At 70.7% G+C, this 25,535-nt stretch carries 21 protein-coding genes and 1 pseudogene; 13 read left to right on the top strand and 9 right to left on the bottom strand.

The features are described 5' to 3' along the window. Positions 1-317: 317 nt before the first annotated feature. A pseudogene (locus tag BOQ63_RS39595) lies at positions 318-830 on the top strand (aldehyde dehydrogenase family protein); the annotation flags it as partial. A 208-nt stretch (positions 831-1,038) separates the two neighbouring features. On the opposite strand, the gene BOQ63_RS39590 reads toward BOQ63_RS39595, so the two are convergent. Continuing rightward, positions 1,039-2,820 (bottom strand): PucR family transcriptional regulator, encoded by a 1,782-nt coding sequence (locus tag BOQ63_RS39590; RefSeq protein ID WP_079183964.1) that lies wholly within the window; start codon positions 2,818-2,820, stop codon positions 1,039-1,041. Positions 2,821-3,455: 635 nt separating this feature from the next. Here BOQ63_RS39590 and dnaK point away from each other — a divergent pair. From dnaK to BOQ63_RS39550, 8 genes are read left to right on the top strand one after another with little or no spacing between them, the layout of a single operon-like run. Continuing rightward, positions 3,456-5,360 carry a molecular chaperone DnaK gene (gene dnaK, locus BOQ63_RS39585; RefSeq protein ID WP_030286009.1) on the top strand — a complete coding sequence of 635 codons (1,905 nt, stop codon included), beginning with the start codon at positions 3,456-3,458 and terminating at the stop codon, positions 5,358-5,360. A 10-nt stretch (positions 5,361-5,370) separates the two neighbouring features. Further along, on the top strand, positions 5,371-5,955 hold the full coding sequence (locus BOQ63_RS39580; protein WP_072655915.1) for a nucleotide exchange factor GrpE: 585 nt from the start codon (positions 5,371-5,373) through the stop codon (positions 5,953-5,955). 6 nt (positions 5,956-5,961) lie between these two features. Beyond that, positions 5,962-6,900 carry a DnaJ C-terminal domain-containing protein gene (locus BOQ63_RS39575; RefSeq protein ID WP_072655914.1) on the top strand — a complete coding sequence of 313 codons (939 nt, stop codon included), beginning with the start codon at positions 5,962-5,964 and terminating at the stop codon, positions 6,898-6,900. Beyond that, positions 6,897-7,271, top strand: a complete 375-nt coding sequence (locus BOQ63_RS39570) for a chaperone modulator CbpM (protein WP_030286016.1) — start codon at positions 6,897-6,899, stop codon at positions 7,269-7,271. The genes BOQ63_RS39575 and BOQ63_RS39570 overlap by 4 nt, the downstream gene beginning before the upstream one ends. Further along, positions 7,262-9,901 (top strand): ATP-dependent chaperone ClpB, encoded by a 2,640-nt coding sequence (clpB, locus tag BOQ63_RS39565; RefSeq protein ID WP_072655913.1) that lies wholly within the window; start codon positions 7,262-7,264, stop codon positions 9,899-9,901. Before BOQ63_RS39570 ends, clpB begins: the two co-directional genes overlap by 10 nt. Further along, positions 9,898-10,344, top strand: a complete 447-nt coding sequence (gene trxA, locus BOQ63_RS39560) for a thioredoxin (RefSeq protein ID WP_030286019.1) — start codon at positions 9,898-9,900, stop codon at positions 10,342-10,344. Before clpB ends, trxA begins: the two co-directional genes overlap by 4 nt. Before the next feature lie 5 nt (positions 10,345-10,349). Beyond that, a complete protein-coding gene (locus BOQ63_RS39555; protein WP_030286021.1) occupies positions 10,350-10,613 on the top strand; it encodes a UBP-type zinc finger domain-containing protein in 264 nt (87 codons plus the stop codon). Beyond that, a complete protein-coding gene (locus BOQ63_RS39550) occupies positions 10,613-12,427 on the top strand; it encodes an FAD-dependent oxidoreductase (protein WP_072655912.1) in 1,815 nt (604 codons plus the stop codon). Before BOQ63_RS39555 ends, BOQ63_RS39550 begins: the two co-directional genes overlap by 1 nt. Before the next feature lie 432 nt (positions 12,428-12,859). Here BOQ63_RS39550 and BOQ63_RS39545 read toward each other — a convergent pair whose 3' ends face one another. From BOQ63_RS39545 to BOQ63_RS39535, 3 genes are all read right to left on the bottom strand, one after another. Continuing rightward, entirely contained in the window at positions 12,860-13,723 is an 864-nt protein-coding gene (locus BOQ63_RS39545; protein WP_150476313.1) for a helix-turn-helix domain-containing protein, read from the bottom strand. A gap of 111 nt (positions 13,724-13,834) precedes the next feature. After that, on the bottom strand, positions 13,835-13,981 hold the full coding sequence (locus tag BOQ63_RS39540; protein WP_223886176.1) for an alpha/beta fold hydrolase: 147 nt from the start codon (positions 13,979-13,981) through the stop codon (positions 13,835-13,837). 174 nt (positions 13,982-14,155) lie between these two features. Then, positions 14,156-15,640, bottom strand: a complete 1,485-nt coding sequence (locus BOQ63_RS39535; protein ID WP_072655910.1) for a PucR family transcriptional regulator — start codon at positions 15,638-15,640, stop codon at positions 14,156-14,158. A 495-nt stretch (positions 15,641-16,135) separates the two neighbouring features. On the opposite strand from BOQ63_RS39535, the gene BOQ63_RS39530 reads away from it, so the two are divergent. Beyond that, on the top strand, positions 16,136-16,594 hold the full coding sequence (locus BOQ63_RS39530; protein ID WP_051746994.1) for an SsgA family sporulation/cell division regulator: 459 nt from the start codon (positions 16,136-16,138) through the stop codon (positions 16,592-16,594). Between the two features lie 298 nt (positions 16,595-16,892). Here BOQ63_RS39530 and BOQ63_RS39525 read toward each other — a convergent pair whose 3' ends face one another. Beyond that, complete coding sequence (locus BOQ63_RS39525; RefSeq protein WP_030286032.1) at positions 16,893-17,873, bottom strand: zinc-binding dehydrogenase; 981 nt, start codon at positions 17,871-17,873, stop codon at positions 16,893-16,895. Between the two features lie 92 nt (positions 17,874-17,965). Next, positions 17,966-18,550 carry a TetR/AcrR family transcriptional regulator gene (locus BOQ63_RS39520; RefSeq protein ID WP_072655909.1) on the bottom strand — a complete coding sequence of 195 codons (585 nt, stop codon included), beginning with the start codon at positions 18,548-18,550 and terminating at the stop codon, positions 17,966-17,968. An 82-nt stretch (positions 18,551-18,632) separates the two neighbouring features. Here BOQ63_RS39520 and BOQ63_RS39515 point away from each other — a divergent pair, with 82 nt between their 5' ends. Next, entirely contained in the window at positions 18,633-18,935 is a 303-nt protein-coding gene (locus BOQ63_RS39515) for an RICIN domain-containing protein (protein ID WP_030558301.1), read from the top strand. 252 nt (positions 18,936-19,187) lie between these two features. On the opposite strand, the gene BOQ63_RS39510 is transcribed toward BOQ63_RS39515, so the two are convergent. From BOQ63_RS39510 to BOQ63_RS39500, 3 genes are all read right to left on the bottom strand, one after another. After that, entirely contained in the window at positions 19,188-20,483 is a 1,296-nt protein-coding gene (locus tag BOQ63_RS39510) for a sugar ABC transporter permease (protein ID WP_030286037.1), read from the bottom strand. After that, the gene (locus BOQ63_RS39505) at positions 20,480-21,268 is read right to left on the bottom strand and encodes an ATP-binding cassette domain-containing protein (protein ID WP_072655908.1); all 789 of its coding nucleotides are present in this window, start codon (positions 21,266-21,268) and stop codon (positions 20,480-20,482) included. Before BOQ63_RS39505 ends, BOQ63_RS39510 begins: the two co-directional genes overlap by 4 nt. Before the next feature lie 136 nt (positions 21,269-21,404). Further along, positions 21,405-22,499, bottom strand: a complete 1,095-nt coding sequence (locus BOQ63_RS39500; protein ID WP_072655907.1) for a sugar ABC transporter substrate-binding protein — start codon at positions 22,497-22,499, stop codon at positions 21,405-21,407. A 923-nt stretch (positions 22,500-23,422) separates the two neighbouring features. Here BOQ63_RS39500 and BOQ63_RS39495 point away from each other — a divergent pair. Both BOQ63_RS39495 and BOQ63_RS39490 read left to right on the top strand, forming a co-directional pair. After that, positions 23,423-24,148: a YcnI family copper-binding membrane protein gene (locus BOQ63_RS39495; RefSeq protein WP_150476312.1), complete on the top strand. Its 726-nt coding sequence runs from the start codon at positions 23,423-23,425 to the stop codon at positions 24,146-24,148. A 240-nt stretch (positions 24,149-24,388) separates the two neighbouring features. Then, positions 24,389-25,435 (top strand): DUF8832 domain-containing protein, encoded by a 1,047-nt coding sequence (locus BOQ63_RS39490; RefSeq protein ID WP_223886174.1) that lies wholly within the window; start codon positions 24,389-24,391, stop codon positions 25,433-25,435. Positions 25,436-25,535 lie beyond the last annotated feature (100 nt).

Genomic DNA, 25,535 nt, shown 5'->3' with positions numbered 1-25,535 from the left:
CAGGCCGAAAAGGAACACCCCCTCCTGCCCTGGCAGGGCAGCATGAAATGCGTGGGCATTCCCCGGCCAGCCGTAAGGCGTCCCTCTGCCTCCGTGCACCGTGGCGTGCAGGGCCTCGTCAGCCGGAAGGCCGTCGTATTGCACTCATTCACAGCGCCCCCCATGATGGCGGTGAGGGGCCGGAATGATGGCGGTGAGGGGCCGGACGAGGGTTGCCGCCTCGGTGAGGTCATCAGTTCCGCCGCAGGAGACGAATCAGCAGGTGTGAGCGGGTCCCGGCGTGGAAACCCGAGGTGCCCCGACTCCAGGGAGGCGTCATGGACGCCCACGTCACTGCCCAGGGAAGCCCCATCGCCACGGTCAATCCGTACACCGGTGAAGGGGTTCGTGGGTTCCCGGCGCTGAGCGCGGAGGAGGTGGGGCGCGCGATCGACGCGGCCCACCGTAGCTTTCCGAACTGGCTTGCCCGGTCGACGGCCGACCGGGGGGCCGTCGTGCAACGCGCCGGCCGGCTCATGAGGGAGCGCAAGGAGGAACTGGCGCATCTCCTGACGCTTGAGGTCGGCAAGCTGATCAACTCGAGCCGTGCAGAGGTCGACCTCGCGTCCGACATCCTCACCTACTACGGCGAGCACGGCCTCGAGCTGCTGGAAGAGCGACCCCTGCCGGTGCCCGAGGGCACGGCTGTGCTGGTGAACGAGCCGCTCGGCGTCCTTCTCGGTGTGATGCCGTGGAACTTCCCGCTGTACCAGGTGGTCCGATTCGCGGCTCCCAACCTCGTCCTCGGCAACACGATCCTGCTCAAGCACGCGAGCTGCCCTTCGGCGGCACCAAGCGCTCCGGCTACGGACGCGAACTCGGCGACGCGGGCATCATGGAATTCGCGAACCGCAAGCTCGTGCGCTACGTGGACGCCGACGCCCCGATCGGAGAAGTGCTGGACTGTACCACGAGCCAGCCGACCGCGACCTCGCGGCGAGCTGGTGTTCGGGAGCGGGACAGGCTGGCCTTCGAGCGGCCTCGTGGCCTTCCAGGGCGTCAGCCGGTCCCGCCCAGCACGATCTTCCACACTCGGGTCGCCACCTGGAGGTTCAGCCGGTCCTCGACGTTCGCGAGGTCATTGCCGCTGATGTCGCGGATGCGCTGGAGCCGGTAGCGCAGCGTGCTGCGGTGGATGGCGAGGGAGTCGGCGGTCTCGTCGTAGTTGCCGCCGCAGTCGAAGTACCGGGACAGGGTCTCCACCAAGGTCGCGTGGTGCCGGGAGTCGTAGTCGATGAGCTGCCCGAGCCACTCCTGGACGAAGGTCTCCAGTTCCCGGTAGTCGCTGCCAGGTCCCAGGATGCGGTAGAGGCCGAGCTCGTCGAAGAACGACGTGCCGTAGTGCTCGCGGCAGTGGCGGCGCACCTCCAGGGCGCGCTGCGCCTCCTCGTAGCGGCGGGGGATGTCATTCACGGAGTCGCAAGGGGTGCTCACTCCGATCGTCCCGGACCGTGTCCCGGTCTCGTGGGCGAGCGCCTCGTACAACGCGCGGGCGTGCGGCCTGTCGTCGGCGATGAGAACGACGTGGTCGGAACGTCGGGTCAGCAGCGAGCGCATGCCCACGGCAGAGGCCGCCCGGCTCACGGTCTGCGCGAAGGGCTCGTCCGCAGCCCGGTTCGCCCACTGCACGACGACGATGTAGTGGGTGCGGTGCAGGTCGTGTCCGACTGCCTCGGACCGCGCGTAGACGCTCGTCTCGTCCGTCCCCGCCAGGAGGTCGTCGGCCAGCACGCGGTGCAGCCTCAGCTCCACTTCGGCCAGATTGCGCAGGTGCGTCAGCTCCAGGGCGAGCGACGCGGCGGCGTGTCCAAGCGCGAGTACGGTGTGCTCGTCGGCCTCGTGCCGGGCATCGACCAGCGCCAGCACGCCCAGGATCTCGCCGTGCGGGCGGATCAGGGTGATCAGCCGGTCCCTTATCCGTACCGGCCCGGCCTCTTTGGCGACGGCATGCAGCATTTCGTCCTGGCGCACGGGGTCCGGTTCGGGATAGGGGACGGGGCGATCGGGACCGGTCCAGGACCTCAGCCGACCGAAGCGGTCCTCGAGCAGCGCGGGAAGTCCGGTGAGCCCGTGCAGTGCGCGGGTGACAGCTTCTTCGCCGCCACCCGAGGCAGCGACGCCGGCCATGAGAGAGTGAACGGCTCGCTCGTAGCCCAGCTCAGCCACCACGGAGATCAGCTGCCGCTGGAGGGCTGTGTGTTCCTCCCGCAGCCGGCGCAGCTCCAGCGCGTCCTCGCGTTGGCGGCGGTGTGCGAAGGTGACTGACAGTGCGGCAGCGGTGTGCCGGACGAGCATGGCGAGCAGGGATCGCTCGGCCTCGGTGGGCCGGGAGCGGGACGTGACCACGAGGTAGCCGTGGAGTCCCGCAGATCCGCGTAGCCCCAGGGCCCGGCCCCAGCGCCTGCCAGGTACGGCCACGTTGCCGTCCTGCCCGGCCAGCTCCCGCACCCTCCGGCCAATGGCCGAGGCATGCGTCTGTCCGTTCCTGGGGCTGGGGACCAGGTCGCCGCCCACCTCGAGGTATCCGGCCTCGGCGCTGTACGACCCCGCAGCGGTGATGTGGTCCATGGCCAGGCGCAGGATCTCTACTTCGTCCGGAGCATCGAACAGGGCTCGGGAGAGCGCGACCAGATCGTGGAGGGCATGGTCGGCCGGGGCGCGCGCGGGCGGGCGGGGCTCTCCGCGCGCGACCGTGGGGCGCCGTCCGGCGCTGCCCCGCGGGATGCTGCCCTTCCGGTGGGAGGAGTGGTGGTACAGGCTGTGCGCCCGGCTGCCGGCCATGGGATCACTCCCTCCCTCGGCGCCTTCGGAGAACCGAGCGGCATGTCGCCTACCCGCTCGCGGTACGGCTCACCCGAGATGTGTGGATCCTTTCCTCTCATGGCTCGTGGGGCGACCGGTGGTGGACGCTGTCAACGAGTGTCCACACGCGACCGCTCACGCCGGGCTGCGGGACTTCCGCGGCAGGTCGGGTCCCGCGGATGCCGTAAAGCCGGCGCACTCGCGCACCGCGCTGGTGCGCGAGACCACCGGGCCGGAGCGATGCAGCGACCGGCCCGACCACGGGGCCGTTCGCCGGCTTCCGCGGTTGCACCTCGGCCTCGGTTCCACGGTGGTGCCCCGGGTGCTGCCCGCCTCCTGAGCGTCGAAGCAAGGAGAGAGTCCCTTGCGGTCGACCATGCAATCAACCCGGTTCCCTCTGGGCTTCCAAGAACCACGTCCCTGAGGCACCCCGCTGCGAACCCGAATCGCCGTCCCGCCTCCTGTCCTCGCAGACCGACCGACGATGTCACTTTTCGACCCGCCGGGCGCAGGCGGGGTGACCGGGCGAACAGCCACTCTGGTGGCAGTCGGGACCGCTCGGCGGTCCATGAACGGTCGCCGACGGACGTCGACCGCCGCGGAAGGAGTTCCTCATGGCCAAGGCAGTGGGCATCGACCTGGGCACCACCAACTCGGTGATCGCCGTGTGGGAGGGCGGCGAGGCGTCCGTCGTGCCCAACAGCGAGGGCAACCGCACGACACCGTCCGTGGTGGCCTTCACCGACACCGGGGAACGTCTGGTGGGGCAGCTGGCCCGGCGCCAGGCGATCCTCAACCCCAAAGGCACCATCTACTCGGCCAAGCGGTTCATCGGCCGGCACTTCGACGAGATCCCCGACGAGGCCAGGGCCGTCGCCTATGACGTCGTACCGGGAGACAACGGCGAGGCCCGCTTCAAGGTGCGTGACAAGCTGTACGCGCCCGAGGAGATCAGCGCCCTGGTGCTGCGCAAGCTCGCCGACGACGCCTCCAAGCAGCTGGGGGAACGGGTCACGGAGGCGGTCATCACGGTGCCCGCCTACTTCAACGACGCCCAGCGCACCGCGACCCGCGACGCCGGACGGATCGCGGGACTGGAAGTGCTGCGGATCATCAACGAGCCGACGGCGGCCGCCCTCGCGTACGGCATGGACAAGAAGCAGCACGAGACCGTCCTCGTCTTCGACCTGGGCGGCGGCACCTTCGACGTGAGCATCCTCGATGTCGGCGACGGCGTGGTCGAGGTGCGTTCCACAGCGGGTGACAGCCATTTGGGCGGCGACGACTTCGACCGGCGTCTGGTCGACTACCTCGCGGACGACTTCCAGAAGGAGAACGGCATCGACCTGCGCAAGGACCCGCAGGCCCTGCAACGCCTGTTCGAGGCGGCGGAGAAGGCGAAGACCGAGCTCAGCTCCGTCACCCAGACCCAGGTCAGCCTGCCGTTCATCACCGCCGACGCGTCCGGGCCCAAGCATCTCACCGGCTCGATCATGCGGTCCACGTTCGAGCAGATCACCGGAGATCTGGTGGAGCGCTGCCTCGGTCCGGTCCGGCAGGCCATGGACGACGCCAAGGTCAGCGACAACGACATCGACGAGGTCATCCTCGTCGGCGGCTCCACCCGCATCCCCGCTGTCCAGGCCCTCGTGCGTCGACTGACCGGCGGCAAGGAACCCAACATGAGCGTCAACCCCGATGAGGTGGTGGCGCTGGGCGCCGCCATCCAGGCCGGGGTGCTCAAGGGTGAGGTCAAGGACGTCCTGCTGCTCGACGTCACCCCGCTGTCGCTGGGAGTGGAGACGCGCGGCGGAGTGATGACGAAGATCATCGAGCGGAACACCACCATCCCGGTGCGCCGCAGCGAGACCTTCTCCACCGCCGAGGACAACCAGCCCGCCGTCGACATCGTCGTCCTCCAGGGCGAGCGCGAGCGGGCCGCCGACAACCGGGTCCTCGGCCGGTTCCAGCTCACCGACATCCGGCCGGCGCCGCGGGGCGGACCGCAGATCGAGGTCACCTTCGACATCGACGCCAACGGCATCCTCAACGTCAGCGCTCGCGACAAGGACACCGGCAAGGAACAGGGCATCACCATCAGCGAGAGCTCCAACCTGGACCGGAGCGAGGTCGAACGCATGGTCCAGGAGGCCGAAAGCAACCGGGGCCAGGACCAGGCACTCCGCGAGGCCGTCGACGCCCGCAACGAACTCGACGCGATCGCCTACCAGGTCGAGAAGCGTCTGAACGAACTGGCCGACGCCGCGCCCGCCCACGAAAAGGCGCGAGCCGAGATGCTGGTGGCAGAGGCCCGCGACGCGGTCAAAAACGAGGCCGGAGTGGACGAGGTCAGGCGTCTGACCTCCGAACTCCAGCAGGTCCACGCCGGGCTCGCCGCCCACCAGGCCGAAGCCGCGGCGGCGAGTGGTCCGTCGGACACCACCGGGCCGGACGGCTCCGGGCAGGGCGGTGCAGGCGCCGACGAAGACGTGATCGATGCCGAGTTCGACAAGGGCTGAGGTATCCGCCATGCCGATCCCTCCCCAGGACCGATCGTCCGACCCACCGCGCGAAGGCGCCGCACGACCGCCGCAGGGCCACCTGCCCGAGCCCGCGCCGCCGACCGCGGAGGCCGAACCGGGGCCCGACGCGGCCACCGGTCCGGCAGGGGCCGAGGACGAGTACGCGGCCGCGCTGAAAGAGGTCGAGGACCGCTGGCGGCGTGCTCTCGCCGATCTGGACAACCTGCGCAAGCGACATGCCAGGGAACTGGACCGGGAGCGCGCGGTCGAACGCGCCCGCACGGCGGCGGCCTTCCTTCCGGTCATCGACAACCTCGAACTGGCCCTGAACCACGCGGGCTCCGACCCCGGGGCGATCGTCGAAGGGGTTCGCGCCGTGCGCGACCAGGCCGTGTCCATCCTCGAACGCCTCGGCTACGAGCGTCACGCCGAGACCGGCGTCCCGTTCGACCCCTCCCGGCACGAGGTCGTCGGCGTGGTCCAGGACCCCGACGCCGAACCGAACACCGTGGCGCAGGTGCTGCGCCCCGGCTACGGCGAGGCCGAGCGGCAGCTGAGGCCGGCCGCCGTGACCGTCGCCAAGCGGGAGTGAGCGGCCATGGCACGCGACTTCTACGAGGTTCTCGGGGTCCCGCGAGACGCCGACGAGGACGAGATCCAGCGGGCGTACCGCAAGCTGGCCCGCAAGTACCACCCCGACGTCAACAGGGACCCCGCGGCGGAGGAGCGGTTCAAGGAGATCAACGAGGCTTTCAGTGTCCTGTCCGACCCGAACCAGCGGGGCCGTTACGACCGCTTCGGCGAGGACTTCCGGAAGGTCCCCGAGGACTGGGAGGAGCGGGTCGGCGCCGGCGCGGGACCCGGCGGCGGCTTCCGCTGGTCCACCGGGGGCGGCCCCCGGGTCCGGTATGCCACCAGCGGCTTCGGCGCGGAGGGCGTCGACGTCGACGACCTGTTCGGCTCGATCTTCGGGGGCGCCGGACGGGTGCGTGTCCCCGGAGCCGACCAGGAGGCCGAACTGCCGCTCACCCTCGAGGAGGCCTACCGCGGTGGCCGCCGCACCGTCACCCTTGCCGGGCCCTCCGGGCAGCCGCGGCGGTACGAGGTCGACGTGCCCCCGGGTGTCACCGACGGGCAGCGTATCCGCCTGGCGGGCGAGGGCGGCCGGGGCAATGGTGACGCCCCCGCGGGGGACCTGTACCTGCGGGTGCGGATCCAGCCGCACCCCCAGTTCCGCCTCGAGGGCCGGGACGTGTACGTGCAGCTTCCGGTCACCCCCTGGGAGGCCGCGCTGGGTGCGACGGTTCCGGTGCCCACGCCGAGCGGGGCGACGGCGAAGGTCACGGTGCCCGCGGGCTCGTCCAGCGGGCGGCGGCTGCGACTGCGCGGCGAGGGCATGCCGAACCCGCGGGGTGCGAACGGCAACCTCTACGCCGAGCTCCGGATCATGGTGCCGTCCAGGTTCAGCGACCGGGAGCGCGAACTGTTCGAGGAGCTCGCCGCCGTCTCCTCGTTCGACCCCAGGAGGACACGATGAGTGACCCACGCGCCGGGGCGCGCCAGGCGTCTCGGCTGGCAGCCGCCGCGCCGGCACGCGTCCGGTACGCGATCGTGCCGGTGCCCAGGCTCTCTCTGCAGACCGTGGCCCGCCTCTCCGGGGTCCATCCCGACCTCATCCGCCGGTTCGTCGCTCTCGGCCTGGTCGAGGCCGAGCGCGACGCCTCTGGAGAGCTGGCGTTCGAACCCACGGCACCGGCCGCCCTCGCCCGCGTCCAGCGGCTGCGCACCGGACTCTGCCTCAACTACGCATCCATCGGCCTGGTGCTGGACCTGCTGGACCGCATCAGCCTGCTCGAAGCCGCCCTGCGCCGCGCCGGTACGAGGAGTGGAACACCCCCATGGACATGAACCGTCTCACCCAGAAGTCCCAGGAAGCCCTGCAGGAGGCCCAGAGCGCGGCCGTCGGCATGGGGCAGACCGAGGTCGACGGGGAACACCTGCTGCTCGCGCTTCTCGATCAGGACGACGGTCTGATCCCACGGTTGCTGCAACAGGCCGGCACCGAGCCGAAGGAACTGCGCGCGGCCGTGCGCGAGGAGCTCTCCCGCCGCCCGAAGGTCACCGGTCCCGGCGCGGCACCCGGCCAGGTCTTCGTCACCCAGCGCCTGTCCCGCCTGCTCGATGCCGCCGAGCGGGAGGCCAAACGCCTCAAGGACGAGTACGTGTCCGTGGAGCACCTCCTGCTCGCCCTGGTCGAGGAAGGCTCGGCGACCGCCGCCGGACGCCTGCTCAAGGAGTACGGCGTGACCCGGGATTCGTTCCTGAGCGCGCTCACCCAGGTCCGTGGCAACCAGCGGGTCACCTCCGCCAACCCTGAAGTGGCCTACGAGGCTCTGGAGAAGTACGGCCGCGACCTCGTCGCCGAGGCCAGGGCCGGCAAACTCGACCCGGTCATCGGCCGCGACGCCGAGATCCGCCGCGTCACCCAGATCCTCAGCCGCAAGAGCAAGAACAACCCCGTCCTCATCGGCGACCCCGGCGTCGGCAAGACCGCCATCGTCGAGGGCCTCGCCCAGCGCATCGTCCGCGGCGACGTGCCCGAAGGACTCCGCGACAAGACGGTGTTCGCCCTCGACATGGGCTCCCTGGTCGCCGGCGCCAAGTACCGCGGCGAGTTCGAGGAACGCCTCAAGGCCGTGCTCGGCGAGGTCAAGGCCGCCCAAGGACGCATCCTGCTCTTCGTCGACGAACTGCACACCGTCGTCGGCGCGGGCGCCGCCGAAGGAGCCATGGACGCGGGCAACATGCTCAAGCCGATGCTCGCCCGCGGCGAACTCCACATGATCGGCGCCACCACCCTCGACGAGTACCGCAAGCACATCGAGAAGGACGCCGCTCTCGAACGCCGCTTCCAGCAGGTCCTGGTCGACGAGCCGAGCGTGGAGGACACCATCTCCATCCTGCGCGGGCTGCGCGAACGCCTGGAGGTCTTCCACGGCGTGAAGATCCAGGACACCGCGCTGGTCTCCGCGGCCACCCTCAGCCACCGCTACATCACCGACCGGTTCCTGCCCGACAAGGCCATCGACCTCGTCGACGAGGCGTGCGCCCGGCTGCGCACCGAGATCGACTCGATGCCCGCCGAACTCGACGAGATCACCCGCCGCGTCACCCGCCTGGAGATCGAGGAGGCGGCCCTCTCCAAGGAGACCGACCCCGCCAGCAAAACCCGCCTGGAGGAGCTGCGCAGGGAGTTGGCCGACCTGCGTGGCGAGGCCGACGCCAAACGCGCCCAGTGGGAGGCCGAACGGCAGGCGATCCGTCGCGTGCAGGAACTGCGCCAGGAACTGGAGCAGGTCCGCCTCGAAGCCGAGGAGGCGGAGCGCAACTACGACCTCAACCGGGCCGCCGAACTCCGCTACGGCAAACTCCGGGAACTGGAGCGCCGGCTGAAGGCCGAGGAGGAGCAACTGGCCGCCAAGCAGGGCCAGAACCGGCTGCTGCGGGAGGTCGTCACCGAGGAGGAGATCGCCGAGATCGTCGCCGCCTGGACCGGCATCCCCGTCGCCCGCCTCCAGGAGGGCGAACGCGAGAAACTGCTGCGCCTCGACGAGATCCTGCGCGAGCGGGTCATCGGCCAGGACGAGGCCGTCAAGCTCGTCGCCGACGCCATCATCCGCGCCCGCTCCGGCATCCGCGACCCACGCCGCCCCATCGGATCGTTCATCTTCCTCGGCCCCACCGGCGTCGGGAAGACCGAGCTGGCCAAGACCCTCGCCCGGGCCCTGTTCGACTCCGAGGAGAACATGGTCCGCCTCGACATGAGCGAGTACCAGGAGCGTCACACCGTCAGCCGACTCATGGGCGCACCGCCCGGATACGTCGGCTACGAGGAAGGCGGCCAGCTCACCGAGGCCGTACGCCGCAAGCCGTACTCGGTCGTGCTGTTCGACGAGATCGAGAAGGCGCACACCGACGTCTTCAACACCCTGCTGCAGATCCTCGATGACGGCCGCATCACCGATGCTCAGGGCCGCACCGTCGATTTCCGCAACACCGTGATCATCATGACGTCCAACATCGGCTCCGAGCACCTCCTCGACGGCGCCACCGCCGAGGGTGAGATCAAGCCCGACGCCCGCGCCCTGGTGATGGGCGAGCTGCGCGGGCACTTCCGCCCGGAGTTCCTCAACCGCGTCGACGACATCGTGCTGTTCAAGCCGCTCGGTGAGCGGCAGATCGAACGGATCGTGGAGCTGCAGTTCGACGAACTGCGCCGCCGCCTAGCCGAACGCCGCATCACCGTCGAACTCACCGACTCCGCACGGGAGTTTATCGCCCACCAGGGCTACGACCCGGTCTACGGGGCCCGACCGCTGCGCCGCTACATCTCCCACGAGGTCGAAACCCTCGTCGGACGGTCCCTGTTGCGCGGAGACGTCCAGGACGGCGCGACGATCCGCGTCGACGCCGAACATGGAGAGATGGTGGTCACCTACGACCAGCCCGAGGACGTGAAGGGAGCGCGGGCGGCATGAGCACGATGCAGGCGACGACCGTCAGTTGTCCCCACTGCGGGCGCACCAACCGGGTGCCCGTGGCCGCGGAGGGCCGTCCCAAGTGCGGCCACTGCAAGCAGCCCCTACCGTGGACGGTGGACGCGGGCGACGACGACTTCACCGAGGTCGCCGAGCGGGCCGACGTTCCCGTCGTGGTCGACCTGTGGGCCACCTGGTGCGGTCCCTGTCGCATGGTCAGCCCGGCCCTGGAACAGGTGGCCACCGACCTCGCCGGCCGAATCAAACTCGTCAAGGTCGACGTCGACAAGAACCCCCGACTGTCGCAGCGTTTCGAGGTCCAGGCCGTACCGACACTGCTGATCCTCGATCAGGGCGAGACGGTCGCCCGGCAGGCGGGGGCGGCGCCCGCCCCCGCTCTGCGCCAGTGGGTGGAACAGTCGATCGCGACCCGGAAAGGGTGATCCGGATGACCCTGCATGCAGACCCCCACCTCGCGCTCGTCCGGCCGGTCCAGCCGCTGACCCCAGAAGGGTGTCAGGAGTGCCTGATGCTCGGCTCCCCGTGGGTCCACCTGAGGCTCTGCCTGACCTGTGGGCACGTCGGCTGCTGCGACTCCTCGCCGAACAAGCACGCGCGCAGGCACGCAGCTGTCGTCGCCCATCCGATCGTGCAGTCGTTCCAGCCCGGCGAGGAATGGCGCTGGTGCTTCGTCCACGAGGCGTTCGTCTGATGTCCGGCGACCAGTCGCTGCCGGGCGAGAAGCCGGTGCTGGAGAAAGCGGACGAGGCTGCCTTCTGGGAGACCCCGGACACCTACGGCGCGTATCCGCGCCTCACGGAGGACCAGACAGCACGTCTGGCGGAGCACGGGCAACGCCGGACCATGGCTCCGAACGACGTGCTGATCCGGGAGGGGGAGCGCTGCGAGACGTTTTACGTCGTCCTCAGCGGTACCGTCGCCGTCGTCGAGGACTACGGCACTCCCGAGGAGCACGTGCTGCGCGTGCACGGCCCCGGTCGCTTCATCGGCGAACTCGGCCTGCTGTACGGACAAGTGGCCTTCTACACCGCTGTCGCCAGGGGGCCGGGCGAGGTCCTTGTGGTCTCCTTGGACCAGTTGCGCCACCTGGTGGCCCAGGACTCCACCATCGGGGACATCGTGCTGCGCGCCTGTCTGTGCCGTCGCGCGCTGCTCGTCAGCCAGGGCGCCGGCTTCCGCATCATCGGCTCGCGCTACTCGCCCGACACCAGACGGCTACGCGAGTTCGCCGTCCGCAACCGGCTGCCGCACCGCTGGATCGACCTGGAGACCGACGTGGAGGCCGAGGAGCTGCTGCGCCGCTTCGGCGTCGGCCCGGCGGAGACACCACTCGTCATCTGGCGGGACACCACCCTGTTGCGCAACCCCAGCAATGCGGAACTGGCCCGGCTCATCGGCCTGCCGTCACTACCCGCCGGAAACCGGCACGGCGACGTCCTCATCGTCGGCTCCGGACCCGCCGGCCTCGCTGCCGCGGTGTACGCCGCCTCCGAGGGCCTGAGCACCACGGTGGTGGAGGCGATGGCCACCGGCGGCCAGGCCGGCACGTCGTCCCGCATCGAGAATCTGCTCGGCTTCCCATCCGGAATCTCCGGCGCCGAACTCACCGAACGCGCCGTGCTCCAGGCCGACAAGTTCGGCGCCAGGATCAGCATCCCGGCGGAGGCGACCGGTCTCCGTCCCAAGGACGACGACCACTATGTCGTGGCGTTCGCCGACGGCAGCGAGCTCGCCGCCCGCGCCGTCGTCCTGGCCATGGGTGCCCGCTACCGCCGGCTCCAGGTGCCCGGTATCGAACGCCTGGAGGGAACGAGCGTGCACTACTCGGCGACCGTCTACGAGGCCCAGCAGTGCCTCACCGACCCGGTGGCCGTCGTCGGCGGGGGCAACTCGGCGGGCCAGGCGGTGCTGTTCCTCGCCGGGTACGCGCCGAAGGTGCACCTGCTGGTCCGCGGAGCCAGCCTCGAGGCCAACATGTCCCGCTACCTGGTCGACCAGGTCGCGCGCCATCCGCGGGTGGAAGTCATGCTGCACACCGAGGTCACCGAGGTCATCGGCCAGGAAGTGCTGGAGGAGCTCGACGTGGTCGACAACCGCACGGGCGGCCACCGCCGGCTCGCGGTACGGAGCCTGTTCATCTTCACCGGAGCCGACCCCCACACCGAGTGGCTCGCCGGCATCGTCGCCCTCGACTCCCGCGGCTTCGTCCTCACCGGGTCGGAGGCCCAGGAAGCCTGCGCCCACCCCGAGGTGTGGCACGGCCGCGGGCGCTCGTGCATGACCCTGGAGGCCAGCCTGCCCGGGGTCTTCGCGGTAGGGGACGTCCGTAGCGGCTCGGTGAAGCGGGTGGCCTCCGCGGCCGGTGAGGGCGCGATGGCCATCCACTTCGTGCACCGGCACCTGGGGCATTCGGCCGTACCCGGCACCACGGGCACGCCGGCTGTCGCGGGCCACTCGGACGTCTCCCCCCGCATACGTCACAAGGAGTCCGCATGGCTCGCGTGACGAACGGCACCCGTCCAGCGCCACCGCGGCGGCGGCCACGGGCACGAGAGGCCGCCTGAGCTCCCACAGGGGCCGGGACGACGCCGGTGCGCGAGCTGGACGGCGGCGGCCACCCGGTTGATCAGGTCCGGTAGTGCCGCTCGGACCGGGGCGTTGAGTCCGGGGCCGAGGCACGAACCACTTCCGGCCCGCTCGGACGGGCGGCGCCCGGGAACCGCGTCCTGGACCGCGCCCGTGACGACCGTCTCGTCGTTCATCGGCTCCGGCCTCTTCGCCCGGAAGCTGCCTTCCCGGCCGGGTCCCGCCCGACCCTGGCGGTTTCGGCGATGACGCCGAACCAGCTGGTCGCGTCCGAACAGCCGTCGTGGACGAGCACGACGGTGGGCCTGGTGGGGGGCATGGCGGCCTTTCGGATGGCACCGGGTGGAGGGGTCAGGAGGCAGGGTTGTGGCCCTCGGTCCGGGTGGCGTAGGCCTGCCACTCGCGGGGCGAGACGCCGAAGGCGTCGCGGAACGCCCGGCTGAAGTGGGAGTGGCTGACGAAGCCCCAGCGGTGCGCGACGGCGGACACGCTGGCCTGCCGACGGGACGGGCGCTCCAGCTCCCGGCGGCAGGCGTCCAGCCGGCGTCGCCGCACCCACTGGCCCACGGTCGTCCCGTCCTGCTGGAAGAGCTTGTGGAGATAGCGCACCGAGATGTGCTGCGAGCGGGCGATCGATTCGGGCGAGAGGTCCGGGTCGGCGAGGTTCTCCTCGATGTGGGCGCGGATCCGGGACAGCAACTCGGCCGCGCCGGTGGGGTGTTCCGGGTCCTCCCGGTCGAGCAGCTCGGCCACCAGGACGGCGACGATGTCGGAGACGCTGCGCGCGAGGTGGTTGCCCGGCCGGGCCCGGTGGGCCCGCGCCTGGGCGGCGAGCGTGCGGAGGAACTGGGAGGCGAGCGAGCCGGTCCCCTCGGTCCCCCGCGCCACCAACCCGCCCGCGCGCCGGACATCGCTCTGCCGGACGCCCAGGTAGAAGCAGGGGACGCGGAAGAGGAGCATGCGGCACTCGGAGTCCTGCAGCAGGCCCGCCGGGTGCGGAGTGGCGCTGATCAGCAGGTCTCCGGGGGCCAGGACGGTGCTGGCCCCGCCGCGCCGGACGGAGGCCGCGCCGTGGACGTGCAGGGCGACGTGGAGGCAGTCCTCGGGATCGGTTCCGGGCGGCGGGGAGAGGATGTCGATGCATCCGTCGCCGCCCTCACGGGCGGCCTGGTCGAGCTGGTGCACTTCGGCTTCGGGCTCGGGGGTAACGGGCATGGGTGAGGGACCCGACTGGCTCACGGGAGGCTCCGACCAGTGATGAGTGGCTCTGTGCTGGTGCAGGGGCTCGCGGCGGTCAGTGGCGGCGTCGCCGCCGGCGAGGGGCGTTCAGGAGAGGAAGTCCTCCACGACGGCGTTGAACTCGCCAGGGTTCTCCAGGGCCGGGAAGTGCGAGCCGGCGATGCTCGCCGGGAACACGTGAAGGCGGGCACCGGGGATCCGCTCGGCGATGAAGCGCTGGGAGACGGGGTCCACGTGGCCGCCCTCGCAACCGAGCACCAGGGTCGGTACGTCGATGCGGTCGAGGAGGTCGTGCCTCGTACTGGTGGCGGAACATGTCCTGCGTCTGCCCCCAGCCGTGGAGCAGCACCAGCGGGACTCCGTCGCCGCCGCTGTCACGGTAGCTCAAGCGCACACCGCCGTTGGTGATCAGTTCGTGCATGGTGCTCGTCCTTGTCCGTTCGTATTGGCTCCTGGGGTCAGGAAGTCCGAAACCGGCAGGTCTTTGGCGAGTGGCAGCTCGTGGTGACGAGTCTGGCCGTGCACGGACCTCGTTGACGACCGCCCGACGTAGGGATTACCCGACGGGGCTTCATCCCTCTGTAGCAACGGGGCTTCCTCGCTCGGTAGCGCCGCGGCCCGGCCGCCCGGTGGCGGCTCGGACCGCTGGCGGGAGGGCGCCCGGGAGGCTCGGAGCAGGTCCCACAGCCGCAGCCCCATGTGAAGGACGAGCCGGTTCGCGCCGTTGTCCAAGTCCAGGCCCGTGATCTCCTGGATCTGCCGCCGCCGGTAGTACAAGGAGGTGCGGTGGATCTCCAGGATTTCCGCAGTCCTCGGCACCGAACCGGCGTTCTCCAGGAAGCAGCGCAGGGTCTCCTCCAGCCGGGCGTTGCCGCCGCCCTTCAGCAGGCGCTTCAGCGGCTGCGGCACCAGCGAGTCGTTGAGCACGTCCTCGGGCAACTGGAGGAACACGGCGTACTCCCCGAGCCGCTCCCAGTCACCGATGCCTCCCAGCTGGGGCAGCCGGCGGGCCGCCCGGGCCGCCACCCGGGCCTGGTCGTACGAGGTCCATGCGCGGGAGAGCGCGGTCTGGCGCCCGCCCACGCCCACCACCGTGGCCGCCTCCCGCCCCAGGAAGGTCCTCAGCGAGCGGACCACGGCCCGGCACTGCTGGTCGAGCTCGTCCTCCGCGGGCTCCCGTTCGAAGACTTGCACCAGGACGGCCCGGTCCTGCTCGATCGCCAGCAGACCGCGGGCCGCCCGAGTCTGCCGGAACGGTTCCAGCGCCCCGCGCAGCGCCACGGCGACCTGGCCGGACGCCTCCCGCTGCCCCGGGACCGCCACGCTGGTGACCACGACGTAGGGGCCGGTCGGCAGCAGGTCGTCGTCCACCAGGCGCCGGTGCGCCTCGCAGCGCTGCGCGGAGTTCGTGCCGACGAGCTGGTTCACCAGCCGGCGGACCTGCTCCTCCTCGACGTTCGAGGCCAGCTGCTCCTCGTACAGTTCGGCCGCCACGGCGCTGGCCGTTACGTCGATGGCCTCGATCTCGGCCGCCGTGAGGGGCTCCCCGGCCGCCACGACCATGAGGATGCCCAGCATGTGCCCCCGCTCCCGGATCGGCACGCAGTAGCGGGGCTGCAGCCCCAGGTCGTCGCGCCCCGGAATCACCCCCGGGCGGGCCCACCCGGCGACGCCCTGCGACAGCACGTAGCGGATGGGCTCGTCGTCGGCGACGCCCTGCAGCAGGGTGCGGACGCGCACCCGGTCCTCGTCACCGAAGTGCCGGCTGGTGCAGATCATCCGCACCAGCGGGTCGTCGAGGACGACGGAACGACCCAGCACTTCCGCCAGGGCGTCCACCAACGACTGGACCGCCTCGCCTCCCGGACGAGCGCGCTGGATCCACTTCTTCATGATCAAAAGCCTCCCGGGCGCCATTCATACAAGGAGCGGAAGGAGGTGGACAAATATTCAACAAACCGTGGTTCCGACGGCTCCGTCCGGCCGGACGGCGCTCTTGCCGAGCAGGGCCCGCTCCGCGCGGGAGGCCGCGCCCGCGCCCGCGGACAAGGCGAAACTGCTTACCGTTCAAGGGAGTTCGAACCGTTGGGACGAGAACACGAGGACCGGTGTGGCACCGGGCCCACCGGCCCCCGGAGAACGGGAACGGCCTGAGCGGGCCCACCTTCCGCCCGGTGCGGCGGCCGAACGGTGCACGGACCGTCACGTCTTGGTGCACCACCGGAACATCCCCGGCGGCATCCCTTCCTAGCCTGGGTGCCGAATCCGCCTCTCCTGGTCCACGGCAGCTCCCAGGGCCCGGGGCGAGACCACCGCGCCGCGCCCACACGGCCCCGCCCTCCGTGCGCCGGCACCGACACCCGCCCCGACACCGCCCCAGGAGAGTCCATGCCCGCCCACCAGTCGCTGCCCAATTCCTCCCAGCCCCGTCCGGAGGTCACGAGCACCGAGATCCGCCTCGACGCCCGACTCGTCCTGGGGGAACACGAGTCGCTCGGCGTCCCCGTGCACCTGGGCTACCGCAGCGACGACCCGTTCGTCGTCGCGCTCGAGTTCCTCGGGCAGGCCACCGAAGGAGGTGTCTGGCAGTTCTCCCGCGACCTCCTCTGGGAGGGGCTGCAGCGGCCCGCCGGTCTCGGCGACGTCCGGATCTGGCCCCCTTGCACCTGCCACGGCCGGACGGCCCTGCGCGTCATGCTCCGCAACCGCGACGACGCCGTCCTGGTCGACCTCCCGTCGCGTCAGGTGCGCCGCTGGCTCCGCCGGGAAGTCTTCGCCCTCGTCCCCCGGGGCACCGAAGCCGACGCAATCGACTGGGACGCCGAACTGCCACGCCCCGCCGGCTGACGCCCGCCCCGCCACCACCTCCGGTGAAGCGGCCGACCACCCACGGCGTACCCTCTGGAGCCGGGAACAGTGACGCGGACGGGACCCGGCCTCGGCATCGTCGAGTCGGCAACCGGTCGGCTGCCGACGTGCTCGTGGTGTCCCCGCACACCGTCAGCACCCATAGGAACGGAACGTGCCGGAACCGGGGAGACGAGGGCATACGTATCCGAACGCCCTCCGTGCCGCGGGTGTGGCCTCCGCCCGGCCGGCCGGCGACCCGCGGGCCGGCCGGGAACCACGGGTCCGGCGAAGAGGGTCAGTCCAGGGTGACGACCATCTTCCCCAGGGCCCGGCCGGACTCCATCACCCGGTGGGCTTCGACGATCTCTTCGAATCGGAAGACCCTGGTGGGGCGGGCCCGAAGGTAGCCCGCCTCGACCTGGGCGTAGATCTCGTCCAGCGGGACGTCCGAGAGGGGGAAGGCCGGGGTTCCCAGCACGAACGCGCTGCCGAAGAAGCTGAGCCGGACGCCACTGGGCAGGTCGGCGATCGGGTCGAAGTCCTTCACCGGCTCGAATCCGCCGAGGAAACCGACCTGACAGACCCGCCCGCGCGGCCCGACCGCGGCCAGGGAGTCGCGAAGCACCGTGTTGCCGACGATGTCGAGCAGCGCGTCGACGGCGAGGCTCCGGCGTTCGACCTGCTCAGCAAGGCGTCCGTCGTCGACGAGCACGTCAGAGGCCCCGAGTTCCTTGAGCAGGGGTGCGTGTGCCGAGTGGCGGGTGGTGGCGAGCACCGTCGCACCGTGGTGGGCGGCCAGGTTGACGGCGGCCTGTCCGAGGGAGGACGTCGCACCCCGGACCAGCAACGTCTCCCCGACCCCGAGTGCCAGGTTGCCGTGCAGGGCGCTGTACGCCGTGGCGTACACCTCCGGCACCGCCGCCAGGTCGGACCAGGGCAGCAGCGAGTTCACGGCCACCACGTTCGCTGCAGGGACGCTCACCAGTTCCGCGTAGCTGCCGTTGCGGGTCCTGCCCATGCCGCCGAGGATCGCCACCACCTTCGTTCCGACCGGGAGTTCGCCCGAGGGGTCGGCCTCGACGAGGCCGGCGCACTCGATCCCGGGGACGGCTGCCACCGGTCCCCAGGCGCCGCTGCGCATGTAGGCCTCGGCGTGGTTGAGGCCGAAGGCCTTGACCCTGACGAGGACCTCGCCGGTGGCGGCCACCGGGTCGGGCAATTCGGTGACCGTGAGTACCTCGGGGCCGCCGTGGGCGGATATGACGATGGCCTTCATGTCCGAACCTCATTCTTTAGTAGTCATTCAACTATCGGGCCGACGAAAGGGCCACCGCGCACGGTGGCCCGAACTCCTTCGATCCTGCGCCGTCAGGAGAGTGCGGCGAAGGCGTTGTCGACGATGGCCCGCAGAACCGCCTCGTCGGGATTGGCCTTGCCGACGACCATGAGCCCCTGGCAGGTGGCGACCAGCAGCTTGGCACTGCCACTCGCGTCAAGCGAAGCCCTGACCTCGCCCCGGCGGACGGCGTTCTCCAGGGCACGGGTCATGCAGCGCTCCAGGCGCGCCAGGTGACCCCGCACGACGGCAGCCGCCTCGTCGTCCTCGGCGGCCTTCTCGATCGCCGTGTTGACCAGCAGGCATCCCTGCCGCCCTTCGGGGCTGAGCAGGTCACGCACCAGCCCGTCGAAGTAGCCGCGGACCTCCGCCACCGACGCGCCCGGCGCCTCCAGCTCCCCGAGCTTCCCGGGCACGACCAGCTTCGAGTAGCGCTCCAGCGACTTCACGAACAGGGCGTGCTTGCCCCCGGGAAACGCGCTGTAGATGCTGCCCGGCTTCACGCCCGTGGCCTTCACCAGATCCTCGATGGACGTGGCCCGGTACCCGCGCTCCCAGAACCGCAGCATCGCCTGGTTCAGGACGGTCTCGGGGTCGAACTCGCGTGGTCTGGGCATGGGGTAAACATACATGAGCGACCATTCAAGAACAACCGGTCGCACACCCGCCGCAGCCGCCGTCCCCTCCGAGTAAAGCGCGGTGCAGCTCTGGGACTGCAACGGCGGTGCCGCGCAGACCTGGACCCGCACCAACGGCACCCTCACCCACGGCGGCAAGTGCCTCGACGTCACCGGCGGCGCCACCGCCAACGGCACCCCGGTCGAGCTCTGGGACTGCAACGGCGGTGCCAACCAGCAGTGGACGCCCCAGCCCGACGGCACCCTGAAGAGCGCCCAGTCCGGCCGCTGCCTCGACGACCCCGCCTTCGCCACCGCCAACGGCACCCGGCTGGAGATCTGGGACTGCAACGGCGGCAGCAACCAGCAGTGGCAGCTGCCGTAGGACGAACAGCCCCCGGGAGCGGCTCCCCCAGCCGCTCCCGGGGTCCCGCCCAGCGGCCCCGCTCCACCAGCCGCGGTGCCGCCCGCGGCGAGCTTGCCCCCGCCGGTGTTCTTGGCCCGTGTCGCCGCCGAGGACGTCGCCGTCGTGCATCGACTCATGGGCGACGCTCCGGGCTTCCGGAAGACCAACACGCCGGCCCGGTGCCCGTGGGGACGGGTACCGGGCCGGCGGGAGACAGCAGACGACGGAACGTCAGCGCGCAGCGGTCTTGCGGGTGCGGCGGGAGACCGAGTCCAGGACGACGGCGGCGAGCAGGACGGCGCCGGTGATCATGTACTGGATGGCCTGGTTGACGTGGACCATGTCGAGGCCGGTGGTGATGCTCTGGATGACCAGGATGCCCAGCAGAGCGGACCAGGTCTTGCCGCGTCCGCCGAAGAGGCTGGTGCCGCCGATGACGGCCGCCGCGATGGAGTTCATCAGGACGTTCCCGCCGCCGAGGATCTTGTCGGCAGAGCCCTGCTGGGAGGCGTAGAAGAGGCCGCCGAGGGCGGCCATGCCGGCGGAGATCATGAAGACCGAGATCCGCACCCAGGAGACGTTGATGCCCGCACGCCGGGCCGCCTCCACACCGCCGCCGACGGCGAAGATCTGCCGGCCGTAGCTCGTGCGGCGCAGGACGAAGTCGGTGACGACCACGACGGTCAGGAAGACCAGCACGGGCAGCGGCAGGCCGCGGTCCTGGTTGAGCATGTAGGCGGCGGCCAGCGCGACGACGGCGAGCACGCCGGTGCGCAGCACGATCTCGCTGACGGGCCGCGCGGTGAGGCCGGCGGCGGTGCGGCGGCGGGCGTCGAGGAACTGTCCGGCGGCGAAGAGCGCGACGGCGACGACGGCGAGGCCCCAGGCGTAGACGATGTCACCGTCGCCGAGGAAGTAGTTGTCCAGGTTGGCCAGGACGCCGTCGTGGACGACGTTGACGGTGCCCTTGTCGCCGAGGACGTACTCCTGCAGGCCGCTCCAGGCGAGCAGGCCGGCGAGGGTGACGACGAAGGCCGGAACGCCGATCTTGGCGAAGAAGAAGCCCTGGAGGGCGCCGATGGCGAGGGCGGCGGCGACGGCGATGAGGCAGGAGAGCCACTCGCTGTAGCCGGAGCGTGCGGACAGGACGGCGGCGATCGCGGCGGAGGCGCCGGCGACGGATCCGAGGGAGAGGTCGATCTCGCCGAGCAGGAGTACGAAGACGATGCCGACGGCGATCAGTCCGGGGCCGGCGATCCACTGGGTGATGTGGGTGAGGTTGTCGGGGTTGAGGAAGTTCCCGGTGATGCCCTGGAAGATGGCGCCGATGAGGATCAGGCCGAGGACGACGGGTACGGAGCCGAGGTCGCCGTTCTTCATCTTCTGCTTGAACTCGGCGAGGTAGCCGGCGAGGCCGGACTCGCGGACGAGCAGGCGGGGGTCGACCGCGGGCGTGGACGCAGTGGGCTCGGCCGGGGCGGGAGTGGCCGCTGCGGGCTCGTCCGGGGTGGTCTGTTCGGTGGTCACTTCGCTTCCTCCGCGAGTCGGGCCTGGCGTCGGGTGACGGCGTTCTCGGTGGCGCCGGTGATGGCGGAGATGATCTCCTCGTGCGAGGTGCCGGCCACCTCGAAGACGCCGTTGTTGCGACCCAGACGCAGGACGGCGACGGTGTCGGCGACGGCCTTGACGTCGGCCATGTTGTGGCTGATCAGGATGACGCCGAGGCCGCGGCCGCGCAGGCGCTCGACGAGGTCGAGGACCTGGGCGGTCTGCTCGACGCCGAGGGCGGCGGTGGGCTCGTCCAGGATGACGATCTTGGGATCGCCGACGAGGGCGCGGGCGATGGCGACCACCTGGCGCTGGCCGCCGGAGAGGGCGGCGATGGGGATGCGCACGCTCGGGATGCGGATGGAGAGGGTGTCGAGCAGTTCGCGCGCCCGCTTCTCCATGGCGACCTCGTCGAGCGTGCCGAAACGCTTCAGCTCGCGGCCGAGGAACAGGTTGCCGACCACGTCGAGGTTGTCGCAGAGCGCGAGGTCCTGGTACACGGTGGCGACGCCGAGGGCCTGGGCGTCGTGCGGGCGGGCGATGGAGACCGCCTCGCCCTCCCACTCGATCGTTCCCTCGTCGATGGGGTGCACACCTGCGATGGTCTTCACCAGCGTGGATTTTCCGGCGCCGTTGTCGCCCACCAGGGCCACGACCTCGCCTGCGTGTACCTCCAGATGCACGTCGGTCAGTGCCTGGACGGCGCCGAAGCGCTTGGAGACTCCGCGCAACGCCAGTACGGGTGCGCCTGTCACGTGAACCATCTCCTTCTTCCCGTACGCGCCGTGATGGTGGTCGGCGGCCGGGCTGGCCCGCGCGTCGCCGCGCGGGTGAACGTCGAAAAAGGGCGTGCGGACGGTGCTCCCTCCGGGGGAGACGGGGTGCACCGCCCGGGCGGTGTTACTTCAGGCCGGCGGCGGCGCAGGCGGCGGCGTAGTCCGCGGTGCAGATGTCGGAGACCTTGTAGAGGCCGTCGGCGATGACGGTGTCCTTGATGTTGGCCTTGGTGACGACCTTGGGGTCGAGCAGCTTGGCCGGGATGCCCTTGTCGGTGGAGCTGTCGACGGTGGTGGTGGCCACGGTCTTGACGTCCTTGCCCTGGAGCAGGTCGACGGCCAGTTCGGCGGCGCTGTCGGCGAGCGGCTTGTAGGCCTTGTAGATGGTGTAGGCCTGGTCGCCGTTGACGATGCGCTGGACGGCGTCCAGACCGGCGTCCTGACCGCCGACGGGGACCTTGATGCCGGCGCCCTGGAGCTGGGTGATGATGGCGCCGGCCATGCCGTCGTTGGCGGAGTAGACGCCCTGGAAACCGTCCTTGCCGAGCTGGGTGATCGCGGCGCCGATCTTCTGGCCGGCGACGGTGGGCTTCCACTCGCCCGACTGCTCGTAGACGACCTTCTTCACCTTGCCGTCGAGGATCTTGTGGGCACCGGCCTTGAACTGGCCGGCGTTCGGGTCCGCGTCATCGCCGTTGATCATGACGATGTTGTCGTCGGCGGCCTGGGGGCCGAGGGCGTCGAGCAGGGCCTGGCCCTGGAGTTCGCCGACCTTCTCGTTGTCGAAGGAGGCGTAGGCGGCGACCGGGCCGGTGGCCAGGCGGTCGTAGGCGACGACCTTGACGCCCTTGGCGGCGGCCTCCTTGACCCAGCTCTCGGTCGAGGTGGCGTCGAAGGCGTCCAGGACGATCACCTTGACGCCCTGGGCGATCAGGGTGTCGAACTGCTGCTTCTGCTTGGCGGCGCTGCCCTCGGCGTTGTTGTAGAACACCTTGCAGTCCGCACACAGGGACTTGACCTTGGCCTCGATGAAGGGCTTGTCGAATGACTCGTAGCGCACCGAGGAGGCGTTCTCGGGCAGCAGCAGGCCGATGGACTTGTTGTCGCCGGAGGCGGCGGAATCCTTCTTGTCGCCGCCGGCCTTGCCACAGGCGGCCATGGAAAGGGCCATCGAGACGGCTGCGGTGGCGATGACGGCGCGACGCATCGTTGCGTTCATGTGAGGAGCCTCCCTGACGTCGCCGCAACGGTGCGGCGGAGTTGGGGGGAGTCAACCCCCCTTCGTCAGCGGACGTCAAGAAGTAAATCCAAGACGAGACCATCGCGTGCCTTTTCGTTATCTTCCTGAACGCATCCGGCCGACAGGACCGCAGATCGACGGCCCGGCCGACAGCACACCGACCCGCCCGGCAAGGCTGCCCGCGGATAAACGGTGTCGTGTACACGCGTATACGCAGGTTGAACCCTCGGTAACGGCAACCGGGCGAAAGCGGGAGCGGATCGGCCCGGACAACGGGCCACGGACCATGAACACCACCTGGCCGCTTGCGGGATCACTGACTCCAAGGCTTGATGACTGAGGGCTCCTCGCACGCCGGACACGGACACCTCGAGCTGGCTAGCGCGGCGATCCGACTCCCTTGCCGGGTCGAAGTTCTGGCTCTACGTCAGTACCCGGGCACGGTCCCGAGCCATGCTGCCCGTGCGGAGATCGTTTCTCGCCAGGCGCGCATTGCTCGTGCGAACCTCTCCGCCCGCGCCCGTGTGCTGCTCTCCGCCCCAGGAGATGCCCGCCAGGCATTGGAGGGGGTGACGACCGGTGCGCTGCTGCCGGCGTGACGGGCATCGTGTGATGTCCGGACAGGCGCCGACGGAAGCACCGACGCCCCCCACGGCATGGAGACCGGCACTGAGAAGACCGAACCGCACGAGGGCGTCCACATCCTGGTGGCGGCGCATTTCGGCGACCCGGAAGCCCGCCACCCAGTAGGCGCCGCGCCCTCCCCCAACGCAGGTGCACCCGGTGCGACAGGACGGTGCCGGGGTGCGGGACGCCGCTCGACCCGGGCGATCTGAACGAGCAGTGCCGCGCCTTCTCCGAGGCCTTGCGAAGTCTGTTCGCGGGTCGCCGCCGCCTGCACGCTGGGTGCCACGACCGTCCTCGGCGCGGCCGTACCGGCGTCCGCGCACGTCATCGTGCAGCCGTCCAGCGTGCCGAAGAACGCGACGGACCAGACCTTCGCATTCCGCGTGCCCAACGAGGACGACAAGAACAGCACGGTGAAGGTCGAGATCGACTTCCCCACCGACCACCCGATCCCGTCCGTCAAGGTCGCGCCGGTGCCGGGCTGGACCGACAGCATCCGGACCACCAAGCTCGCCACCCCGGTCCACACCGACGACGGCGACATCACCGACGCCGTCTCGCAGGTCGTGTGGACCGGCGGCCAGATCACCCCCGGCCACTTCCAGGACTTCACCGTCGACCTCGGCGCGCTGCCCGACGGCACCGACAAGGTGGTCTTCAAGGCCCTGCAGACCTACAGCGACGGCACCGTGGTGCGCTGGATCGAGGAGCCCCAGGCCGGCCAGCCGGAGCCGAAGAACCCGGCGCCGGTGCTCAAGCTGACCGCCGCCACCGCCGGTGACTCCGACGCTCCCGCCCCCGGCGCCGCGGCGGGCGCCAAGGCCGACCCGACGCCGGCGAACACGACGAGCACTGACACCGCGAAGGCGAGCGGCAGCGACTCCACCGCCCGCGCCCTGGGCGTCGCGGGCATCGTGGTCGGCGTCCTCGGCACGGCGGCCGGCTTCGTACTCGGCCGTCGCGGCCGTGGCCGTGGCACCGGCGCGGACGCCTCGGCGTGAGCACACCCCGCGCGTGAGCAGGCCGCGACCGGTGCGGGATGCTTCCCGCGCCCGCCGCGTGCCCAGCCGCTGCCCTCGCCACGGAATCCCCCGTGGCGAGGGCGGCCGCACGCACGGGCCTCGTCCGCCGCCCCGCGCGGAAACGTGCCCGCGCCCGCGTCTTTCCGTTATCGCCACCGGCCGCTCGGATCTCCTGAGTAGCACGGCCCGACCGGCCGAACCAGAGGAGAGCGGGCAAGGATGAACACCGGCACCGAACACCAGAAGTCGCCGTCCACAGAGCAGGGGGATTCCTCTGCGGCCAGCCGCTGGGCGGGGCACCGCGTCCTCCATGCCTGCTCACTCGCCCTGGCGGTCGCCGCGATCGTCCTGTTCACACTGCCCGCGCGCGGATCGTCGACGCACTCGGCACCTGCCGGCCCGCCCGGCATGGACCACGGCATGACCGCGCCGCCCAGTGCGACGACGCCCGGGATGGCGGGGATGCCCGGGATGGCGGGGATGCCCGGGATGGCGGGGATGCCCGGGATGGCGGGGATGCCCGGGATGGCGGGGATGCCGGCCACGGCGACCGGGGAGGGGCTCGCCGCCGAACGCGACGGCTACCGCCTCGACTCCGCGGCCACCAGCCTCCCCGCCGGCCGAGCAGTGACCTACCCGTTCACCGTCATCGGCCCGGACGGACGCCCGGTCACCGACTTCGCCGACGTCCAGACCAAGCGGCTGCACTTCTACGCGATCCGCTCGGACCTCACCGGCTACCAGCACCTCCACCCCACTATGGCCCCCGACGGCACCTGGACCGCCGAGCTCACCGCCCTCGAACCGGGCACCTGGCGCCTGTACGCCTCGTTCACACCGAACACCGGCCCCCGCAAGGGCAGCGAATTCGTCCTCAGCCGCACCGTGACCGTGCCCGGCCAGGCCACCGCCGCGCCGCTGCCCGCCGCGACCGACAGCACCACGGCCGACGGCTACGCCATCGCCGTCCAAGGAGAATTGACGGCAGGAACGCCCGCCCCACTCATCGTGACCATCAGCAAGGACGGTCAGCCGGTCACCGACCTCCAGCCGTACCTCGACAGCTACGCCCACCTCAGCATCGTCCACGAGGGTGACCAGGCCCTGGCCCACCTCCACCCCACCACCCCGGTCCACGCGGACCACGGCGGGCCGACGCTGACCCTCTACGCCTTGCTCGGCGAACCCGGCAACTGGCGGGCCTACCTGCAGTTCCGGACCGCCGGCCAACTCCACACCGCGGCACTCACACTCCACGTCGCCTGACGCCGGCTGCCGCAGAACCACTCCGCCGCGGACGAACGGCCGTCCAGCGGCCGCTCGCACCTCCTCGTCAGCGGCTCCCCGGACCGGGCCGGGTCCGCCG

Source organism: Streptomyces viridifaciens, from assembly GCF_001888885.2.
GTDB classification, from domain to species: Bacteria; Actinomycetota; Actinomycetes; order Streptomycetales; family Streptomycetaceae; genus Kitasatospora; species Kitasatospora aureofaciens.
The sequence above is the reverse complement of the archived record's forward strand: the minus strand, read 5'-3'. Positions and strand labels throughout refer to the sequence as shown.